A 16,857-nucleotide genomic window follows, 5' to 3' on the forward strand; every position below is an offset into this window, starting at 1 on the left:
AAGGACATATGAACGACCAAGCGAAGATCCTGGGCGGCCGTTACGAGATCGGCGACCTCATCGGACGCGGCGGCATGGCCGAAGTGCACATCGGCTATGACACTCGCCTCGGCCGTACTGTCGCCATCAAGATTCTGCGCGCTGACCTTGCGCGCGACCCGTCCTTCCAGACGCGGTTCCGGCGTGAGGCGCAGGCGGCTGCGGGTCTGAACCACCCCGCGATCGTCGCCGTGTATGACACCGGTGAGGAACACACCACCGGCCCTGATGGGAACCCGCAGGCCGTGCCGTACATCGTCATGGAGTACGTCGAGGGTCACACCGTCCGTGACATCCTTAAGGGCGATGTAGCGGCGCCCATCGACGAGGCCGTGGAGATCGCGTCCGGCGTGCTGACGGCGCTCGACTATGCGCACCACGCTGGGCTGGTCCACCGGGATATCAAGCCTGCGAACGTGATGTTGACTCCCACGGGCGCCGTGAAGGTCATGGACTTTGGTATTGCGCGCGCATTGGCCGATGCTGGCAACACGGTGACGCAAACCCAGGCAGTCGTGGGAACAGCCCAGTACCTGTCGCCTGAGCAGGCGCGCGGCGAGACTGTGGATGCTCGCTCCGATCTGTACTCCACGGGCTGCTTGCTGTTTGAACTGTTGACGGGCCGTCCTCCGTTTATTGGTGACTCCCCCGTCTCAGTGGCTTACCAGCACGTGCGTGAAGAGCCGCCAGCACCGTCGCAGTTCGCGTCCGATGTGCCGCGCCAGCTGGACCAGGTGGTGCTGCGGTCGCTCGCGAAGAACCGTGATGCCCGCTACTCGACGGCGCAGGAGTTCCTGTCCGACTTGCGTGCCGTCTTGGGTGGCGGAACGGTCAGCCCGTCCACGGGTGCAGTTGCGGTCGGTGGCGTCGCTGCCGGAGCCGCAGCAGGCGCTGTTGCGGGAGCGGCTATGGCCGGCGGGATGACGCCGGAAGAGATCGCGGAGCAGCCTACTCAGGCAATGCCCGTGACCCCTGGCCCCGAAACAAACGCGACGGAAGTGATGTCTCCCAGCCAGCAACAGGCGTGGGGTGACGTCATGGGTGGCGGTGCCGCAGGTGGTTCCGTGCCACCACCGCAGACCTCCTCTGTGCCCGTCACGGGTGAGCATGACTTGGTCGATGAGGACGCCGAGCGTAAGCGCAAGATCATTTTGTGGTCGTCGCTTGGTGGCGCTGCACTGTTGGCCATCATCATTGTGCTGTGGATTTTGCTGTCCGGGGGCGAGGAGCCTGCGGAAAGCACCACGGTGTCCGTGCCTAACGTGGTGGGGCTGGAAGAGGCTGAGGCGGTAGCCCAGATCGAGGATCTGGGCTTGGTCGCTGAAGTGACCTACGCCGCGAGCACGGATGTCGAGGCAGGGTTTGTCGTCAGCACGGACCCGGAGCCGAACACTGAACTGGAAATCCCAGCCAGCGGCCAGGCCTTGGCACTTGCTGCGGGGCAGAACCTCGCTGCAACGGAAGCCCCTGCTGAGGCGCCCACGGTCACACTGACCGTGTCCTCCGGCCCCGATGCTCTTGAGGTTCCGTCCGTGCGCGGCAAGACTCAGGAAGCGGCGCGTCTCGCGATCGAGGAAGCTGGCCTGCGGGTCGGTGACGTTCAGACGGTGGACGATCCCGACATGGAGAAGGGCCGCGTTGTCGAGACCGACCCTGCGGAGGGCGAGAGTGTCGCACCCGACACTGCCATCACGCTCTATGTGGCGTCCGGTGAGGTTGAACTGCCGGACCTGGTGGGCATGGATGAGGACCGCGCGCGGGCCGAACTCCAAGGCCTGGGTCTGATCCCGTCGATTACTGACGTGGAGGATGACTCCGTGGATGAGGGCACTGTGCTGTCGCAGAGCCCGAACCCCGGCACGGTGGAGCAGGGCAGCACGGTGGAGCTTGACGTCGCGGTGAAGCCGTCGCTGGTGACGATCCCGGATGTCACGGGACGTAGCCAAGCTGAGGCTGAACGCGAACTGGGCACGCTGGGGTTGAGCTTCAACTACGGCACCCCGCAGTTCTCGAACAACATTCCTGCGGGTGCAGTGATCTCACAGAACCCGAACCCTGGAACACAGGTGGCGCCGGACACGGTTGTGACCTTGGTGTTGTCGCAGGGACCGGATACTGAGCCGGAGCCGGAGCCAGAACCTACGGTGACCGCAACGCCGTAATGGCGAAGTGAAACACACAGGGCCGGTGCCGCGAGCAATCTCGCAGCACCGGCCCTTTCGCTTGTCCCAGCGGTGTGTCACGGTTCGTGGCGGCTTTGTCTCACAGCACGTGAGCGGACGGCCTCAGTCTCATGGGAGGTGGTTCTGTCCAAAGTCACCAGGATGATGGCCGATGCGCTTGTTCGCCTTACGCCCCGTGGGAGCGGCCTGCCAAGAACGCGGCTTAGTCTCATACAACTCGTGACGCTGATTCACCCAACGGGTATACCAATTGTAAAGACGGTTCCGGTCTGGGGGCTTGTTGTTCAAGTTCAAAGCAGTGGGCTGGTACACCCCTTTGTACGCACTAATAATCCCAATGTTGCCCACCTGAAGTGGATCCAATGGCTCATACTGAAGGCCTTGGTCCAGCAAAAACCGCGCGTTCTTGATATCGATCCGACCATTGCTTCTCCAGCAGACCCACTGCAACGTAGGGTCATGCGCAAGATACATGTCAGCCAAATAGATGCCAGTCAACTCCCACAACCGATACAACCGGTCAGGCAACGGCGGATTATGCTTCAACGCCAACTCCTCAGGAGTCGGCCAATACAACCACAACGGACGCCAATCCATGCCGTCATCCTGATCCGACAGCCCAAACTCGATCGACCAGTCACTCAAGTCATTCAGGCTTTGCGCCGACCCATCCAGCTCCGGCCCCCCAGTTCTCGCCATCAGGTCACGCAACTGCTGACGACGCTCAGGAACCGTCGTCAGAAACTGCTCAAACGCAGCATCCGCCGCATCCCACGACTCGTGAAAATCAGGCCTCAACTTCATGGCAGGTGGTTCTGTCCAAAGTCACCAGGATGACGGCCGATGCGCTTGTTCGCACGTCTACCGGTGGGAGCGGCCTGCCAAGAACGTGACTTGGTCTCATACAACTCGTGACGCTGGTTCACCCAACGGCTAAACCAGTCATAGAGCTGGTTGGGATTGGGGTGGGCTAAATCCGGGCGCAACTCCCGTTGGCTGATGGTGCGAATAACTCCGACGTTTCCCAGTGTGAGGGGATCCAACGGCTCGTGCAGAAGGCCTTGGTCGAGGATGAACCGGGCGTTCTTGATATCAATGCGGTGACTGCCGCGCCAGCAGACCCATTGAAGGCTGGGGTCCTGTGCGAGGCACATGTCTGCGAAGTAGATCCCCGTGAGCTCCCAGAGTCGGTAAACCTTGTCTGGCACTGGGATCGTGCGCTTTTGGGCTTGTTCCTCTGGCGTCATGCGGTAAAGCCACAGTGGCCACCAATCCATGCCGTCGTCCTGATCAGACAGCCCAAACTCGATCGACCAGTCGTTGAGCAGTTGCAAACTAGCGGGGGTCCCGTCGAGCTCAGGACCGCCAGTACTAGCCATGAGTTCCCTCAACTGTTCGCGCCGTTCAGGGATAGACGCGATGAACTGATCGAACTTAGCGTCCACCGCATCCCACGACTCATGAAAATCAGGCCTCAACTTCATGGCAGATAGATTACTCAGTCGACTTTCTTCGCCTCTAGGGGACTCAAACAAAGCCTCACGGCGGTCGGACCCACCGACACCAAAGCACAGATGCAGTCTCAGTGCGCTACGCCCAGCCGTTCCAGATCACGATCAGCAGTACGGTGACAACGAATCCCACAGGTTGGTTGAGCCACAGGAATGTCTTCCAGCCGCGGTTTGCGGCCTCGCACGTGTCGTCGGTGACATTCCAGAAGCGTGCGGTGGACGCCACATACGCCAACGGAAGCGCGGCGGCGATGGCACCGGGCCAGGGGAGCGTCAGCAGCACTGCGGACGCGACTACATACAGCGCAACTGCGACCCTCACTGTGGCGCGAGCACCAATGACGGTCGCAACGGAGCCGATCCCTCCGGCACGATCCGCACGGACATCTTGCACGGCGCCAAAGGCGTGGCTCGCCATGCCCCACAGGATGAACGCCACCCACGCGGGCCATACGCTGGCCCCGTCGAGCGGCTGTCCCGTCAACACCAGGGCATACAGCAACGGTCCTGCAAAATGTAGCGCCGAGGTCAACGAGTCAAGGAACGGCTTCTCTTTGAACCGTAGGCCCGGCGCGGAGTAGGCCACCACGCCGAACACCACCAACACCAGGGTCACAGCGGCCCACGCGTCTCCGGCGAACAGCAGCCACACCATGAACGGCACCACGGTGATGACGCACGCGATGAGGATGGCGCGGTGAATGCGAGCCGCTGCAGTGCGGTCCCGCACCACATCGCCCTCGATGCCGCCCTTGCGGGGGTTGGCCAGGTCGGACTCGTAGTCGAACACGTCATTGATGCCGTACATCAGCAGGTTGTAGGGAATCAAGAAAAACAGGGTGCCCACGATGAGTGTCGCGTCCACGTCCCGAGTCACCATCAGGTAGCCCGCAGCAAACGGGTATGCGGTGTTGATCCAGCTCACGGGCCGGGAAGACCGCACTATGGCGGCCAGGGTCGCGGTGGTGCGGGTATCGCTCATGCGTCGGCTCGCTTGGGGTCAGGGCTCTGGTGCGACCGGCGCACGCCGGGGATTCGTGCGGCCAGAATCCACAGTGTGGGCACCACGATGACCGCGCCGATGGCGTAAGCCAGGTCTTCGACCGGGGCGATGGGCATGCGGACGCCCCAGATCAGGTCCTCGTCGTAGCCGACGATCCCGAGCCCCACAATCACGTTGTCGAACACCACGGTCAGGACCACCAGCACCACCAGAGTCCACACCAATGGCCCTAACGCGACCCGTCTCAACACTGGCAGGCACGCCACCACCAGCAACGCCAGCACCACGGCCGACAGGATCACATACGTCATGCGGTCTCCCTACGCCGTGCAAACGCCCGCCACAACAACAAGGTTTGATACGTCAACAACGTCAGGAAGAACACTTCCTCCACAGGAACCTCGGGCGCGATAGTCAGGCCGGACAAATACTCGGTGTCACCAATGAAGAAAATCCCCAACCCCACGCCAATGAAGTCCCACACCAGAAACACCACCACGGAAAGCGCGAGCGTCACCACGGTCCTCACTGGCTCAGCGAACAGCGCCACCCGGTAACGCCAGTCCAGAGTCCCCAATCCGGCCAGGCTCACCACCAGGCCCGCAAGGTACGCCCACTGCATCAGCGCACGCCCGCCATCACACGGTTTCCGTCTGTGCGGCAAGGTCACGTGCCAGCGCGCCCCATGCATCGGTCCTACGCGAACGGGCCAGGTACCCGTGCGGCAGCGGCGTGTTGAGCGGCGATGGCCCTGTGGCACCCAGCAGCCGCTTGGCCACCAACTCTGCAGAGATCAAACAAATCGGCACTCCAATGCCCGGCGCAGTCGACGCCCCCGCGTACAGCAGGTTCGACACCTTGCTTGACACGTTGGACGGGCGGAACATCGCGGACTGCCGCAGGCTGTGTTCCAGGCCCAACGCACCCCCACGCCACGCATTCAGCTCGGTCGCAAAATAATGCGGGTTCAACACCTTCTTGATGGACGTGCGTGCAGGCAGGTCCGGAATCTGCGCCCACTCGCCCACCTGAGTGAGATACCGGCCGATGCTCGCGTCCAGGTTGGCGCGGGAACGGGCCGTGGCACCCAACGACGGGTCGGAGGGGAACGGCACCAGCATCACCAGGTTTTCGTGGCCTGGGGGAGCGGTCGTGGGATCAGTGGCGGTGGTGCGTGACAGGTAGATGGACGCGGGATCAGGAACCGTGAGGTCATCCATGATGGCCGTGAAGTTGGACTCCCAGTCACGCGTAAACAGCAGCGTGTGATGAGCAAGTTCTGGCAGCTCACCTTCCACTCCCGCCATCACCAACAACGCACTCACACCAGGTCGCTTATGCCGCCACGTCCGCTCCGGCCGCGACTGGAACTGTGGCTCCAACAAGGCTGTCTCCGTGTGATGCATGTCTGCCCCAGAGACCACCGCGGCAGCATCCACCACAGTCCCGTCCGCCAGTTCCACACCCGTCGCACGGCCACGGTCCACCCGAATCCGCGTCACCGTTGCCCCGGTACGGATCTCGACGCCCTCATCCTGCGCCACCCGCGCAAGGGCCTCCACGACCGCATACAGGCCGCCCTTGGGATAGCTGACGCCCTCATCCAAATCCAGGTGACTCATGAGGGAGAACAACGCTGGCAACCGTTCCGGTGCGGACCCCAAGAACACCGCGTGGAAGCCCAAGACCTGACGCAAACGCGGATCCGCCACAGACTTCTCAATGGACCCCTGCAACGATTGGGTGAGAAGCCCCGCCAGTTCAGGCAGCCGGCGCACCGTCTGCGCATCCAGCGACCGCGTAGGCCGCTCGAACGTCGTATACAAGAACTTGTCCAATGCCAGCCGGTAACGATCCCCCGCACGCGCCGCATACGCCCGCATTGCCGCGCCATCACCAGGACTCAACGCATCAAACGCAGCCCAGTTGCGCTCCGCATCCACAGTGATGTCAAGAGGATCCCTGTGCCCTTCAAAGAACACCCGGTAACGCGTCTCCAAATCCACCAACTCGAGCTCCTGGGACACATCCCGGCCCAGCAACGCAAAGAAGTGCTCAAACGCCTCACGCATGAGATACCAGGACGGACCCGTATCAAACGTGAACCCGTCAACCTCCAGGCGGCCAGCCCGGCCACCCACCTCATCGTGCCGCTCCAGCAGCGTCACGTGCGCCCCACCGCGCGCCAACAGTGCAGCCGTCGCCAACCCGGCCACACCACCGCCCACGACCACCACGCGTTCAGTCATGACCGCGGCTCCGCTCCGGCCTCGGCCGTCCCAGCAGCGGCATTCCCCGTGCTGGCGTCCGCTGCCTTGGCTCGGGCCCGCTCGTTCCACCAACTCAGGGCCGCATGGCGGGCCTTCACCGGCAGTGGGACACGAACTCGAGTCGCCACCAACTCCTGGGCAGGCGTGGCCTCGATCCTGGCCAACAGGTCCTCAAAGATCGCCACCGTGGTCGCGACCGCGGCACGGGGCCGCTGCGGCAGCTCGGGAAGCGTGACCTTTGCCGCGGCGATGTCCGCCCGGCAGTCCGCAGTCAGCCGCGCCACATCAGCGTCCGTCATCGTGGGCACATCCACATCCGGGAAGTAGGTGCGTCCGCGCTCCTCATAGTCAGAGCCCAGATCGCGCAGGAAGTTCACCTTCTGATACGCCGCACCCAAGCGGCGCGCCCCCGACCGCACATGCTCAGGCACAGGCTGAGGCGCACGGCCAGTGTTCATGAACACCGCTAAGCACATCTCCCCCACCACTTCAGCGGACCCGTGCACGTACTGCGCAAACGATTCCGCGTCATGCTCGGTATCGGTCAGGTCCATACGCATTGACGCAAAGAACGGGTCCACCATGGAACGATCAATGCCCACTGCACGCGCCGTCACACCAAACGCATGCGCAATCACATCCGGGGAAAACCGCCCACTCATGGCCCGGTGCACTTGAGCCTCAAAGCCGGCAAGCACCTCGCCCGCATCCTCGCCGCGGTACGTGTCCACCACTTCATCAGCTACCCGCACCATCGCGTACACCGAGGCAATGTGAACGCGCATCGCTCGGGGCAACAGCTTGGCGCCCATCCCAAAACTGCTGGAATACCGCGCAATCACCTGTGCGGCGGCCGCTTGGGAGGCCTCATCAAACAGTTCAAGCGACGTCTCGTTGTCGTGATGCCTACCACTCATGAGACGCGGCCCTGGAGAGCCGCAATGAACCCCACCAGATATCCACTCAATGGGGCAGGAATGCGTTCCGCAGCAATCCGAGTCGCCTCACGCGCCCGCCGCCTCGACAACCGCAACGCCGCCTCTCGCGCCCCTGTCTGCACCAGCACGTCACGCACCTGGGCGGCACCCGCCTCATCCAACTCGGGGTCACCCAAGTGCCGCTCCAACACCGCGGTCTGTGCGGCATCGGCCCGCTCAAAGCCCAACCGAATCAGTTCGGTGCGCTTGCCTGCACGCAAATCCGTCAGGGTGGACTTGCCCGTCACCTCACTCGTGCCGAACACACCCAGGTCGTCATCAATCAGTTGGAACGACACCCCCAGGGCGAGCCCCAAACGTTCCAAATGCCCCAGCATGGTGGGGTCAGCGCCCGCAAGCGTGGCGCCAGCAAGCAACGGCACCACACACGAATACCAGGCAGTCTTCAACGCGGACACCAGCAGTGGATCCGCCTGCTCCACCGGCGTGAGGTCGCCATACACATCGAGCAGTTCACCAGCAATCGTGGAACGGATCGCCCGCGTGATGAGCTCCATGCACGCCACCCGGTGGTGCGCCGGAAGATTGGACCTCAAGATCAAGTCATATGAACTCGACAGCGCCAAGTCCCCACCCAGCAGCGCTGCCGCCAACACCTGATCGTCAACCTTGTCGGGGCTGTGTCCGGCCGCCCGCAACTCGGCACGGCGCAAGCCAGCGATGTTCGGCTTACCGCGGCGTACCTCGTCGTGGTCAAGGATGTCGTCATGCACCAGCATCGCCGTGTGCAACATCTCCATGGCAGCGGCCACGGGAATCACCGCATCCGGATCATCCCCACCCAAACCCAGGTAGGCCGCAAGAGTCAGCGTGGGACGCAGATTCTTTCCCCCATGAAACTGAGCGCCCAGGTAATCCCACAGTTGGGCGTAGTCGGGGGCGGCCACCGGCATCCCGGTACGAGCCTGATCCACGTGGGCAAGCAACGCCTCGTGCACTGCCGGGACGTGGGACTCGACAGTGGTTCTCAAGGACTCGGCGGTGAGAAGAGCAGACATGATGAACAGTCAAACCTCCGTAAAGTCGGAGATATTCCTCCAGGTCTGACCAGGATATCGGCTTTGCCCGGTCCCAGGCACACGACGCGCCGCACCAGCCGGGCAACTCCCGCCTAAAACTACTTCCGCAGCAGCGGCGACAGGCCCGCCGAACGCGCCTCAGCATCGGGCATTCCACACACCTCAAGCCAGTTCGCCAACAGCCGGTGACCACCCTCCGTGAGTACCGACTCCGGATGGAACTGCACGCCATGCAACGGCAAATCCTTGTGCTTCAACCCCATGATGATCCCGTTGTCCGTCCGAGCCGTGACTTCCAGCTCAGCCGGTACGGTGTCCTGCTCTACCGCAAGCGAGTGATACCTCGTCGCCGTAAACGGAGACGGCAAGCCCACCAGGACCGATGCCCCGTCATGCGTCACGTCAGAGGTTTTGCCATGCATCAGTTCGGGGGCGTGGCTCACCACGCCGCCATACACCTCAGCAAGCGCCTGGTGACCCAAGCAGATACCCAACATGGGGGTGCCGGTGCGTGCGCATTCACGGATCACGTCGTTGGACGCGCCAGCCTCCGCAGGAGTGCCAGGGCCGGGGGACACGAGCACGCCGTCGTAGTCGTCGAGCGGGCCGGCATCGGCCACCGCATCGTTGCGGACCACCGTGGTGTCCGCCCCCATGTGGCGCAAGTAGCCCACGATGGTGTAGACGAACGAGTCGTAGTTGTCGACCACCAAAATCCGCGTCATGTTTCCTCCACGAGCGTGGGGTCCTGGACGTTCAACGACTCCGAGACCCACGGAAAAACCCATTCAAACAGCATCAGCACTACAGCCGCCACCACCAGGAGCACCAGCAGGAGCTTGACCAGCCAAGGTCCAGGAAGTTTGGACCAGATCCATGTGGAGATCACTGCGGCACCTCCAGAAGTTCAGCGGGCACGCCATGGCCGGTGGGTGCCCAGTAGTCCAGTTCGCCGTACACAATCCACCGCTCGGCAACGGAGTACAACGGATGACACGTGGTCAGCGTGATGAAGCGATCCGTCACGCCTGCCTCAAGGTCCCTGGGGGTAGGGGCAATGACGTCGTACTCGTTGGGCTGCACAATCTCCCAGTCGGTCACGCTGTAGACCGCCCAAATGTCCGCGGTCTGAACGATGAGCTTGTCGCCCACCTCAAGGATGTCGACTTGGCGGAACGGCTTGCCGTATGTGGTGCGGTGACCGGCGAGCGCAAAGTTGCCGGCCTCACCTGGCATCGCGGCCTCGGGATAGTGGCCAATCCCGAGCGGATCCAGAACTTCAGGGCGCGACACACCTTCGGAGATGGGCTTCACGTAGTCCTGACCCCACCGCGGCACCATCATGGTCGCGAAGGTCTCCGTGTTCCCGGGGGAGGGCCGCGTGTCGGGGTCACGGTCCGTGACCTTGAGGTCGTCCGGGATGACCTGGATGTTCTCCGTGTCCACCTGCGCTGGGGGTTCTGCCCACTCCAGGCTTTCGACAATGGCTTTCTGCTCACGGTCGCCTTGGACATCCGTGTAGAACAACTGCCACACCACGAACAGGCCCAGCAGCAGGCCGGCCAGAATCAGCAGCTCGCCCAGGATGCCCGTCACTGACCATCGGTGCGCGCGCGTACGTGCGTGCGCGGGAGGGTGGCTGGCCTCGTCGATGTCAGGGGGCGCGGTCATGGTGCCTTAAGCGTACGCGAGGCCCGCCGCAGTGAGTAGGGCCGATGCCGTGGTGACGTAGGTGTACCTGCGCTCCTTCGTGCGGGAGCACCCCCTTGGGTACGCTAGGGGCCAGCAACGCCCGCAGTGCGCGGGCCCCAACGACATCGGAGTACCAGCGTGGCCGTTTCGAAGAAGCGCGACAAGGACGTCTACAAGGCGCCGCGGAACATCGGCAAGCCCGAATCAGAGAACCCCAAGTGGCTGATCCCCACCGCGCTGACTTTGCTCATCACCGGTGTGGTGTGGATTGTCATCTACTACATCACTCGTGGCAACTGGCCGCTGCCGATCAGCGACTGGAACCTCGTGGTGGGCTTCCTTGGCCTGGGTGGCGGCATGGCCATCCTGACGCGCTGGAAGTAGTCGCTTGGCACTGAGTTACACCCATGTAGTTATCCCCTGATGGGGATAACGGTGGGGATAACTACACCGGTGTCATTCACATTTCCCCAGAGTTATCCACATTGGGCCCCGTCTGTGCGGGAGTTGTCCACAGGTCGGGACCGTTCTCCACACCGCAACTGCGGATAAATGTGAAGTGTGGGGCCTGTGTGACAGATGTGACCAGTGTGACAAACACGGTGGTGGGGAACGGTGGATAACCCCTGTGGAAGGTCGGGCCTAGCGCCTGAGGGCAGCCTCGCGCTTGTCCACATTGCGGAACAGCAGCAGCATGATCGCCGCTCCCACCACAGCCCCGCCCAGGTGGCCCTCCCACGAGACTCCGGACAGCAACCCGATCATGGGGCCACCAATAAAGATCGCGGCAATCACCAGAATCTGTGTGACCGGAAGGTTGAGTCGTTTGAGGATGATGCCGTAGGCGGCAATCAGGCCAAAGATCGCGCCGGAGGCGCCACCGTGAACACCGGAGTCCGCCAGCAGCATCACACCTGCAGATGAGCCCAGCAACGAACCGAAGTACAAAAGCAGGAAGTTCATCCGCCCTAGGGCCGGCTCAAGTACCGTGCCCAGCTGCCACAAGGCAAGCATGTTGAAACCCAAGTGAATCCAGCTGAACTGCACGAACCCCGCAGTGATCCAGCGGTACCACTCGTTACCCACGTCCGCGTAAAGCGCACCGAACTCAGCGGTGTACCCCGGCCACAGGCCAAGGTAACCCTCCCAGGCAGGACCAATGAGCATCGGCCCCACAACAAAGAGGGCAATGTTCACTCCCATCAACACGTAGGTGGCGATGGGCGGGCCGGCGGTCATGGTGAAGCCCAGGCGCGACCGGATAGGCCGCGCCTGAGCCTGTGCCTCCTTGAGGCAATCCACACAGAGGACACCCACGGCTGCGGGGCGTTGGCATTCGGGGCACGCCGGCCGTTCGCACCGCTGACACCGCACATAGGCAACGCGGTCAGGGTGACGAGGGCATGTGGGCGCGGATCCTGCCGCGGGTGTCGTCATATGTCAGTTAGGAGATGGTGACGTTGGTGATCATGATGTCCTCGAGGGGACGGTCACGACCATCGGTCGCGGTCGTAGCGATCTTGTCGACAATGGCCTTCGACTCGTCGTCTGCCACCTTGCCGAAGATGGTGTGGCCCTGGTTCAGGTGCGGGGTGGAAGCAACGGTGATGAAGAACTGCGAACCGTTGGTGCCGGCAGGCTTTCCGGTGATGGGGTTGAGGCGCTTGCCTGCGTTTGCCATGGCAAGCAGGTAGGGCTCACCAAAGTTGTTGTTGGGGTGGATTTCGTCGTCAAAGGTGTAGCCGGGGCCGCCGGTGCCGGTGCCGAGCGGGCAGCCACCCTGAACCATGAAGCCTTCGATGACACGGTGGAATACCAGGCCGTTGTAGAAGGGCTCGGTGGACTTCTCGCCTGTGGTGGGGTTGGTCCATTCCTTTTCGCCGGTAGCGAGTCCCACGAAGTTGTTCACGGTTGCGGGGGCGTCGTTGGGCATCAGTTCGATGCGGATATCGCCTGCGGTGGTCTCAAAAGTTGCAATCATGCTCGACATTCTTTCATGGGTGTCGCGCTGTTTCCCAGTAGATGACAAGATGGACAACAGGGAAACCCCTGCAATCGGACGGAGGCTGCACATGGGACGCAAGAAGGAACTTCAGCAGATCAAGGACGTCGACAAGTACCGGGCGCAGGCTCAGGATGCCGCCGCAGCCGCGAAGGTCGCCGCTCAGGAGGCCGCGGTTCACGCCAAGGCCGCCGCCAAACGCGCCCAGGACTGGGCCGGACCTCAGGTGCAGCAGGCCAAAGATTGGGCTGCCCCCCGCGCACAGAAGGCGTATCACGAGGGTGCCCGCAAGGCGAGCCCCTACGTGCGCCGCGCAGGTGCCAAGGCTGGCGAGTGGGCCGATGTTGCTCACGCCGCCATCGTGGGTGCCGCCATTCCCGCAGTGATTAGTGCAGTGGAGAGTGCAGCAGAAGAGCCCAAGAAGTCGCGCGGCGGCGCAGGCAAGTTCATCATCGCGGGTGCGTTGGTGGCGGCCGGAACAGCCGCACTGGTGGTGTGGGCACGCCGCGACCCGGGCCGCGATGAGTGGGCCGGTCAGGATGACGAGTGGGAACTCGACTCCGACCCCGACTTCACACAGCAGTTGCGTGACAACGTCAACAAGGCCGTGGACCAGGTGACCGATGCCGCGAAGAAGGGTGCGGACAAGGCTCAGTCGCTGAGCAAGGACGCGCTCGACAAGGCTGGCCCCACGATCGACAAGGTCAAGGCTCAGGCTGACGAGGCGTTGGCGTCGATCAAGACCACGGCGACCACCGAAGCGGAGAAGGTGCGGTCCTCGGTGGATGACGCTCGCTCCCGTGCCACACACGCGGCAGTCGACGCGATCGATGACGCGGAAGACGTGTGGGAAGACGAAGGCGGCTCGGACGAGTCCGGCGAAACTCCCGCAGAGAAGAAGTCCGCAAAGTAGTGCTGAGGTGTGGTCGCCGGTCCCTGGCGACCACACCCGCATCAGGAGCCCCCGGCTGCTCAAGCAGCCGGGGGCTTTCTTGTCCCAGGTGTAGGTGGAATGAAGAGGCGCGGCACTGACGGCCGCGTCTGACGTAAGACACAGCAAGGAGGCTGCGTTGACCTGCATTGTTGCCGTCGATCAGGGCACCACGAGTACCCGCGCGCTCGTGGTGGGGCGTGATGGTGCGGTACTGGGGTCAGGTCAAGCCGAACACCATCAACACTTTCCCGCACCCGGATGGGTGGAACATGATGCGCTTGAGATCTGGGAGAAGACCCGCCAAGTGGTGGGGGTAGCTCTGGCGCAGGCAAACATCACACGAGACGATGTTGCGGCGGTAGGCATCACCAACCAGCGAGAGACCGTGGTGGCGTGGAATCCAGCAACAGGGGAGCCGTACGCGCGTGCACTGGTGTGGCAGGACACGCGAACACAGCCACTCATTGACGAACTCACAGCACGGTACGGACGTGACACATGGGTGCCGATCACCGGCCTCCCGTTGGACGCCTACTTCTCTGCCTCAAAGATGCGCTGGCTGTTGGACCATGTGGAAGACGGCCAGGGTAAAGCCGAACGCGGCGAACTTTTGTTGGGCACCATGGATTCGTGGCTGGTGTGGAACCTCACCGGCGGCGTCCAGGGCGGGGTGCACATTACCGATGTGACGAACGCTTCACGCACGTTGCTGATGGATCTGCGGTCACGCCAGTGGAGTCCTGAACTCCTGGAGGTTTTCACGATCCCGGAGCGGGCGTTGCCGCAGATTCGGCCGTCTTCCGATGCCTTTGGGGTGGCCGGGGAACACAGTCTGTTGGCCGGAGTGCCGATCGCCGGGGTGCTGGGCGACCAGCAGGCCGCTGCCTTTGGTCAAGCCGCATTCCATGCGGGGGACTCGAAAGCCACGTATGGCACTGGCTCGTTTGTGTTGGCGAACACCGGTCCAGTGCCGGTGAGGTCGAGCCATGGTCTGATCACCACCGTTGCCTACGAACTGGCGGGCCAGTCCCCCGTCTATGCGTTGGAGGGGTCCATCGCGGTGACGGGTGCGTTGATTCAGTGGCTGCGCGACTCGTTGGGAATGTTGACGTCCGCGCAGGAGTCTGGCGTCCTGGCCGCCCAGGTGCCCAACTCCGGTGGCGTCGTGATCGTCCCCGCATTCTCAGGACTTCTGGCTCCTCACTGGCGCGCCGATGCGCGGGGCACCATCACGGGACTCACCCGATTCACCGACCGCCGCCATGTGGCACGTGCTGCGTTGGAGGCCGTCGCGATGCAGACACGTGAGGTTCTGGACGCCATGGCGGCAGACACTGGACACCCGCTGGCATCGTTAAAGGTCGACGGCGGCATGGTCGCCAACGACGTGCTTATGCAGATTCAGGCCGACGCGTTGGGGATCCCCGTAGTACGCCCCCGCATCACGGAGACCACAGCCATGGGTGCGGCATTTGCTGCCGGGCTTGGCGTGGGAGTGTGGTCCGGGCTGGAAGATCTGCAGGGGATGTGGGCTCCCGACCGGTCGTGGCAGCCTGAATCCTCGGAGCAGGAGCGGGCCGATGCCTTGGCTCGGTGGCGTGCCGGTGTAGAGAGGTCGCTGGGTTGGGTGCCGTAACGAACCGTCCGCACTCCCGCGAGATGGCTCCACTCCCGTCAAATGGAGCCATCTTCCTGTTTTAGCTAGCTATAACAGCCAAATGGAGCCATTTGACGGGGAAGGGCGGGACCGGGGAAGGGCGGGGAATGGCGGGACCGAGGAGGGTGCTGGGGGCTAGGAGTTGTAGCGGTGGAGGCTAGGAGTCGTGACGGACCTGGCCCACCTTCGCGATGTAGCACGCGCCACACAGCGACTCATACTCCGCGGCCTGACCGTCGATCGCGACCTGCGCTCCGTGCGACACAAACTCGCCCCCCACAAGACGCGCATTCATCAACGCCTTAGAGCCACACCGGCAGATGGTTTTCAACTCTTCAATGGAGTGCGCCAGTTCCAACAAGCGGGCACTTCCCGGGAACGCTCGCGTCCGAAAATCACTACGCAGGCCATACGCCAACACCGGCACGCGCCGCGTCACGGCAAGCGTGAAAGCCTCATCAACCTGCGCAGGCTCTAAGAACTGGGCCTCATCAATGAAGATCGCATCGGTCTGATCGAGCGGCCGCACCTGTTCCACGAGTTCCTCAAGCGACTGCCCGGACGCGAGAATCGCGTCCACTTCACGTTCGATCCCGATCCGCGACGACACCGCCCGGCCGGCTTTGGTGTCCACGCCCGGCTTCACGATGACGGGAAACTGGCCCCGCTCCTCATAGTTGTAGGCCGCTTGCATGAGCATCGTGGACTTACCCGAGTTCATCGCTCCATAACGGAAGTACAACTTCGCCACCGGTCACTCCTCAACGTCGCCTGGCGTTCCGCACCATAGTTGCGTGCACGCAAGAGTAACCGGCCCACAGCCCCGTGGAACTCTCACCGTCCGGCATGGCACAGTTTGAGTATGAGAGTCGCACGATTCGGCGCCGCGGCAGCGGCCTTCACCGTTGTCCTCGCAGGGTGCGCAGGCACCACTGAGCAGACCGATGCGACCCCCACCCCCGTAGCAACCACGCCCACAGCGTCGCCTACGATTTCCAGCGCACCCGCAGCATCGGCCCTCCCCGACGCTCCCTTCACGGAGCCCGGCGCCACGGTGCCGTTGGGCGACACGATCGTGCTGCCCGTCAGTGCCTCGAACACGGACGGCGAGGCAACGGAACTCAAAGTTCAGATCGCGCTCGACGGGCTCGACACTGCTGCGCTGGACGACATTGCCGACTACCTGTCGCCCGCGGACGTCGAAGGAATGACCGGCTGGTACTACCCCGCATACGTGACGCTCACGCTGACGATGGTGGGGCAAACCGTCCCTGAAGGCTTCGAGATCTCTGACGCGCCGTCGTTCAACGGCGTCACTGCCACTGGGGGCCAAGTGTCGCCGCCGCTCCTGACGGGCACGCCCGAGTCTTGTGCCCCGCTCGACGCCACTGAGCTGACCCAGACCGGCACCACCACCGGATGCGTCACCCTCATGGTCAACGAAGGAACCGAGTTGACTGCGCTGCAGTACCGGGGGAACTTCCACGGCTCGGCCGCGAACTACACCGCGACCCCCGTGACCTGGGAGATCGCTGGCTAGCGTGCGGCG

19 protein-coding genes are annotated in these 16,857 nt (G+C 63.1%); 5 read left to right on the plus strand and 14 right to left on the minus strand.

All coding sequences use genetic code 11. From position 1 onward, the window contains the following. The first annotated feature begins 8 nt into the window (after positions 1-8). Positions 9-2,201: a Stk1 family PASTA domain-containing Ser/Thr kinase gene (pknB, locus tag ON058_RS01520; RefSeq protein WP_274667264.1), complete on the plus strand. Its 2,193-nt coding sequence runs from the start codon at positions 9-11 to the stop codon at positions 2,199-2,201. 129 nt (positions 2,202-2,330) lie between these two features. Here the strand turns inward: pknB and ON058_RS01525 are convergent, their stop codons facing one another. From ON058_RS01525 to ON058_RS01575, 11 genes are all read right to left on the minus strand, one after another. Next, positions 2,331-3,026 (minus strand): hypothetical protein, encoded by a 696-nt coding sequence (locus ON058_RS01525; RefSeq protein ID WP_274667265.1) that lies wholly within the window; start codon positions 3,024-3,026, stop codon positions 2,331-2,333. Beyond that, entirely contained in the window at positions 3,023-3,706 is a 684-nt protein-coding gene (locus ON058_RS01530) for a hypothetical protein (RefSeq protein ID WP_274667266.1), read from the minus strand. The genes ON058_RS01525 and ON058_RS01530 overlap by 4 nt, the downstream gene beginning before the upstream one ends. Positions 3,707-3,812: 106 nt before the next feature. After that, positions 3,813-4,715, minus strand: a complete 903-nt coding sequence (locus ON058_RS01535) for a prenyltransferase (protein ID WP_274667267.1) — start codon at positions 4,713-4,715, stop codon at positions 3,813-3,815. Next, a complete protein-coding gene (locus ON058_RS01540; RefSeq protein WP_274667268.1) occupies positions 4,712-5,047 on the minus strand; it encodes a lycopene cyclase domain-containing protein in 336 nt (111 codons plus the stop codon). The genes ON058_RS01535 and ON058_RS01540 overlap by 4 nt, the downstream gene beginning before the upstream one ends. Next, positions 5,044-5,358 carry a lycopene cyclase domain-containing protein gene (locus ON058_RS01545; protein ID WP_274667269.1) on the minus strand — a complete coding sequence of 105 codons (315 nt, stop codon included), beginning with the start codon at positions 5,356-5,358 and terminating at the stop codon, positions 5,044-5,046. The genes ON058_RS01540 and ON058_RS01545 overlap by 4 nt, the downstream gene beginning before the upstream one ends. A 16-nt stretch (positions 5,359-5,374) precedes the next feature. Next, a complete protein-coding gene (gene crtI, locus ON058_RS01550; RefSeq protein ID WP_274667270.1) occupies positions 5,375-6,985 on the minus strand; it encodes a phytoene desaturase family protein in 1,611 nt (536 codons plus the stop codon). Continuing rightward, the gene (locus ON058_RS01555) at positions 6,982-7,923 is read right to left on the minus strand and encodes a squalene/phytoene synthase family protein (RefSeq protein ID WP_274667271.1); all 942 of its coding nucleotides are present in this window, start codon (positions 7,921-7,923) and stop codon (positions 6,982-6,984) included. Before ON058_RS01555 ends, crtI begins: the two co-directional genes overlap by 4 nt. Further along, positions 7,920-9,002 (minus strand): polyprenyl synthetase family protein, encoded by a 1,083-nt coding sequence (locus ON058_RS01560; protein ID WP_274667272.1) that lies wholly within the window; start codon positions 9,000-9,002, stop codon positions 7,920-7,922. Before ON058_RS01560 ends, ON058_RS01555 begins: the two co-directional genes overlap by 4 nt. Positions 9,003-9,121: 119 nt before the next feature. Beyond that, entirely contained in the window at positions 9,122-9,748 is a 627-nt protein-coding gene (locus ON058_RS01565) for an aminodeoxychorismate/anthranilate synthase component II (RefSeq protein WP_274667273.1), read from the minus strand. Then, complete coding sequence (locus ON058_RS01570; protein WP_274667274.1) at positions 9,745-9,912, minus strand: hypothetical protein; 168 nt, start codon at positions 9,910-9,912, stop codon at positions 9,745-9,747. The genes ON058_RS01565 and ON058_RS01570 overlap by 4 nt, the downstream gene beginning before the upstream one ends. Further along, the gene (locus tag ON058_RS01575; protein WP_274667275.1) at positions 9,909-10,694 is read right to left on the minus strand and encodes a class E sortase; all 786 of its coding nucleotides are present in this window, start codon (positions 10,692-10,694) and stop codon (positions 9,909-9,911) included. Before ON058_RS01575 ends, ON058_RS01570 begins: the two co-directional genes overlap by 4 nt. 159 nt (positions 10,695-10,853) lie before the next feature. Between ON058_RS01575 and ON058_RS01580 the strand changes: the two genes are divergently transcribed. Continuing rightward, entirely contained in the window at positions 10,854-11,099 is a 246-nt protein-coding gene (locus ON058_RS01580) for a cell division protein CrgA (RefSeq protein WP_274667276.1), read from the plus strand. Positions 11,100-11,357: 258 nt separating this feature from the next. On the opposite strand, the gene ON058_RS01585 is transcribed toward ON058_RS01580, so the two are convergent. Both ON058_RS01585 and ON058_RS01590 read right to left on the minus strand, forming a co-directional pair. Then, positions 11,358-12,017, minus strand: a complete 660-nt coding sequence (locus ON058_RS01585) for a rhomboid family intramembrane serine protease (RefSeq protein WP_274667277.1) — start codon at positions 12,015-12,017, stop codon at positions 11,358-11,360. A 142-nt stretch (positions 12,018-12,159) separates the two neighbouring features. Next, complete coding sequence (locus tag ON058_RS01590; RefSeq protein WP_274667278.1) at positions 12,160-12,696, minus strand: peptidylprolyl isomerase; 537 nt, start codon at positions 12,694-12,696, stop codon at positions 12,160-12,162. Positions 12,697-12,787: 91 nt separating this feature from the next. On the opposite strand from ON058_RS01590, the gene ON058_RS01595 reads away from it, so the two are divergent. Further along, a complete protein-coding gene (locus ON058_RS01595; protein ID WP_274667279.1) occupies positions 12,788-13,630 on the plus strand; it encodes a hypothetical protein in 843 nt (280 codons plus the stop codon). 157 nt (positions 13,631-13,787) lie between these two features. Continuing rightward, positions 13,788-15,287 carry a glycerol kinase GlpK gene (gene glpK, locus ON058_RS01600; RefSeq protein ID WP_274667280.1) on the plus strand — a complete coding sequence of 500 codons (1,500 nt, stop codon included), beginning with the start codon at positions 13,788-13,790 and terminating at the stop codon, positions 15,285-15,287. A gap of 178 nt (positions 15,288-15,465) precedes the next feature. Here glpK and ON058_RS01605 read toward each other — a convergent pair whose 3' ends face one another. Then, positions 15,466-16,059: a thymidine kinase gene (locus ON058_RS01605; protein ID WP_274667281.1), complete on the minus strand. Its 594-nt coding sequence runs from the start codon at positions 16,057-16,059 to the stop codon at positions 15,466-15,468. Between the two features lie 111 nt (positions 16,060-16,170). Between ON058_RS01605 and ON058_RS01610 the strand changes: the two genes are divergently transcribed. Beyond that, positions 16,171-16,848 carry a hypothetical protein gene (locus tag ON058_RS01610; protein WP_274667282.1) on the plus strand — a complete coding sequence of 226 codons (678 nt, stop codon included), beginning with the start codon at positions 16,171-16,173 and terminating at the stop codon, positions 16,846-16,848. Positions 16,849-16,857: the final 9 nt, after the last annotated feature.

Source organism: Demequina sp. B12, assembly GCF_028823635.1.
Classification (GTDB): Bacteria; Actinomycetota; Actinomycetes; order Actinomycetales; family Demequinaceae; genus Demequina.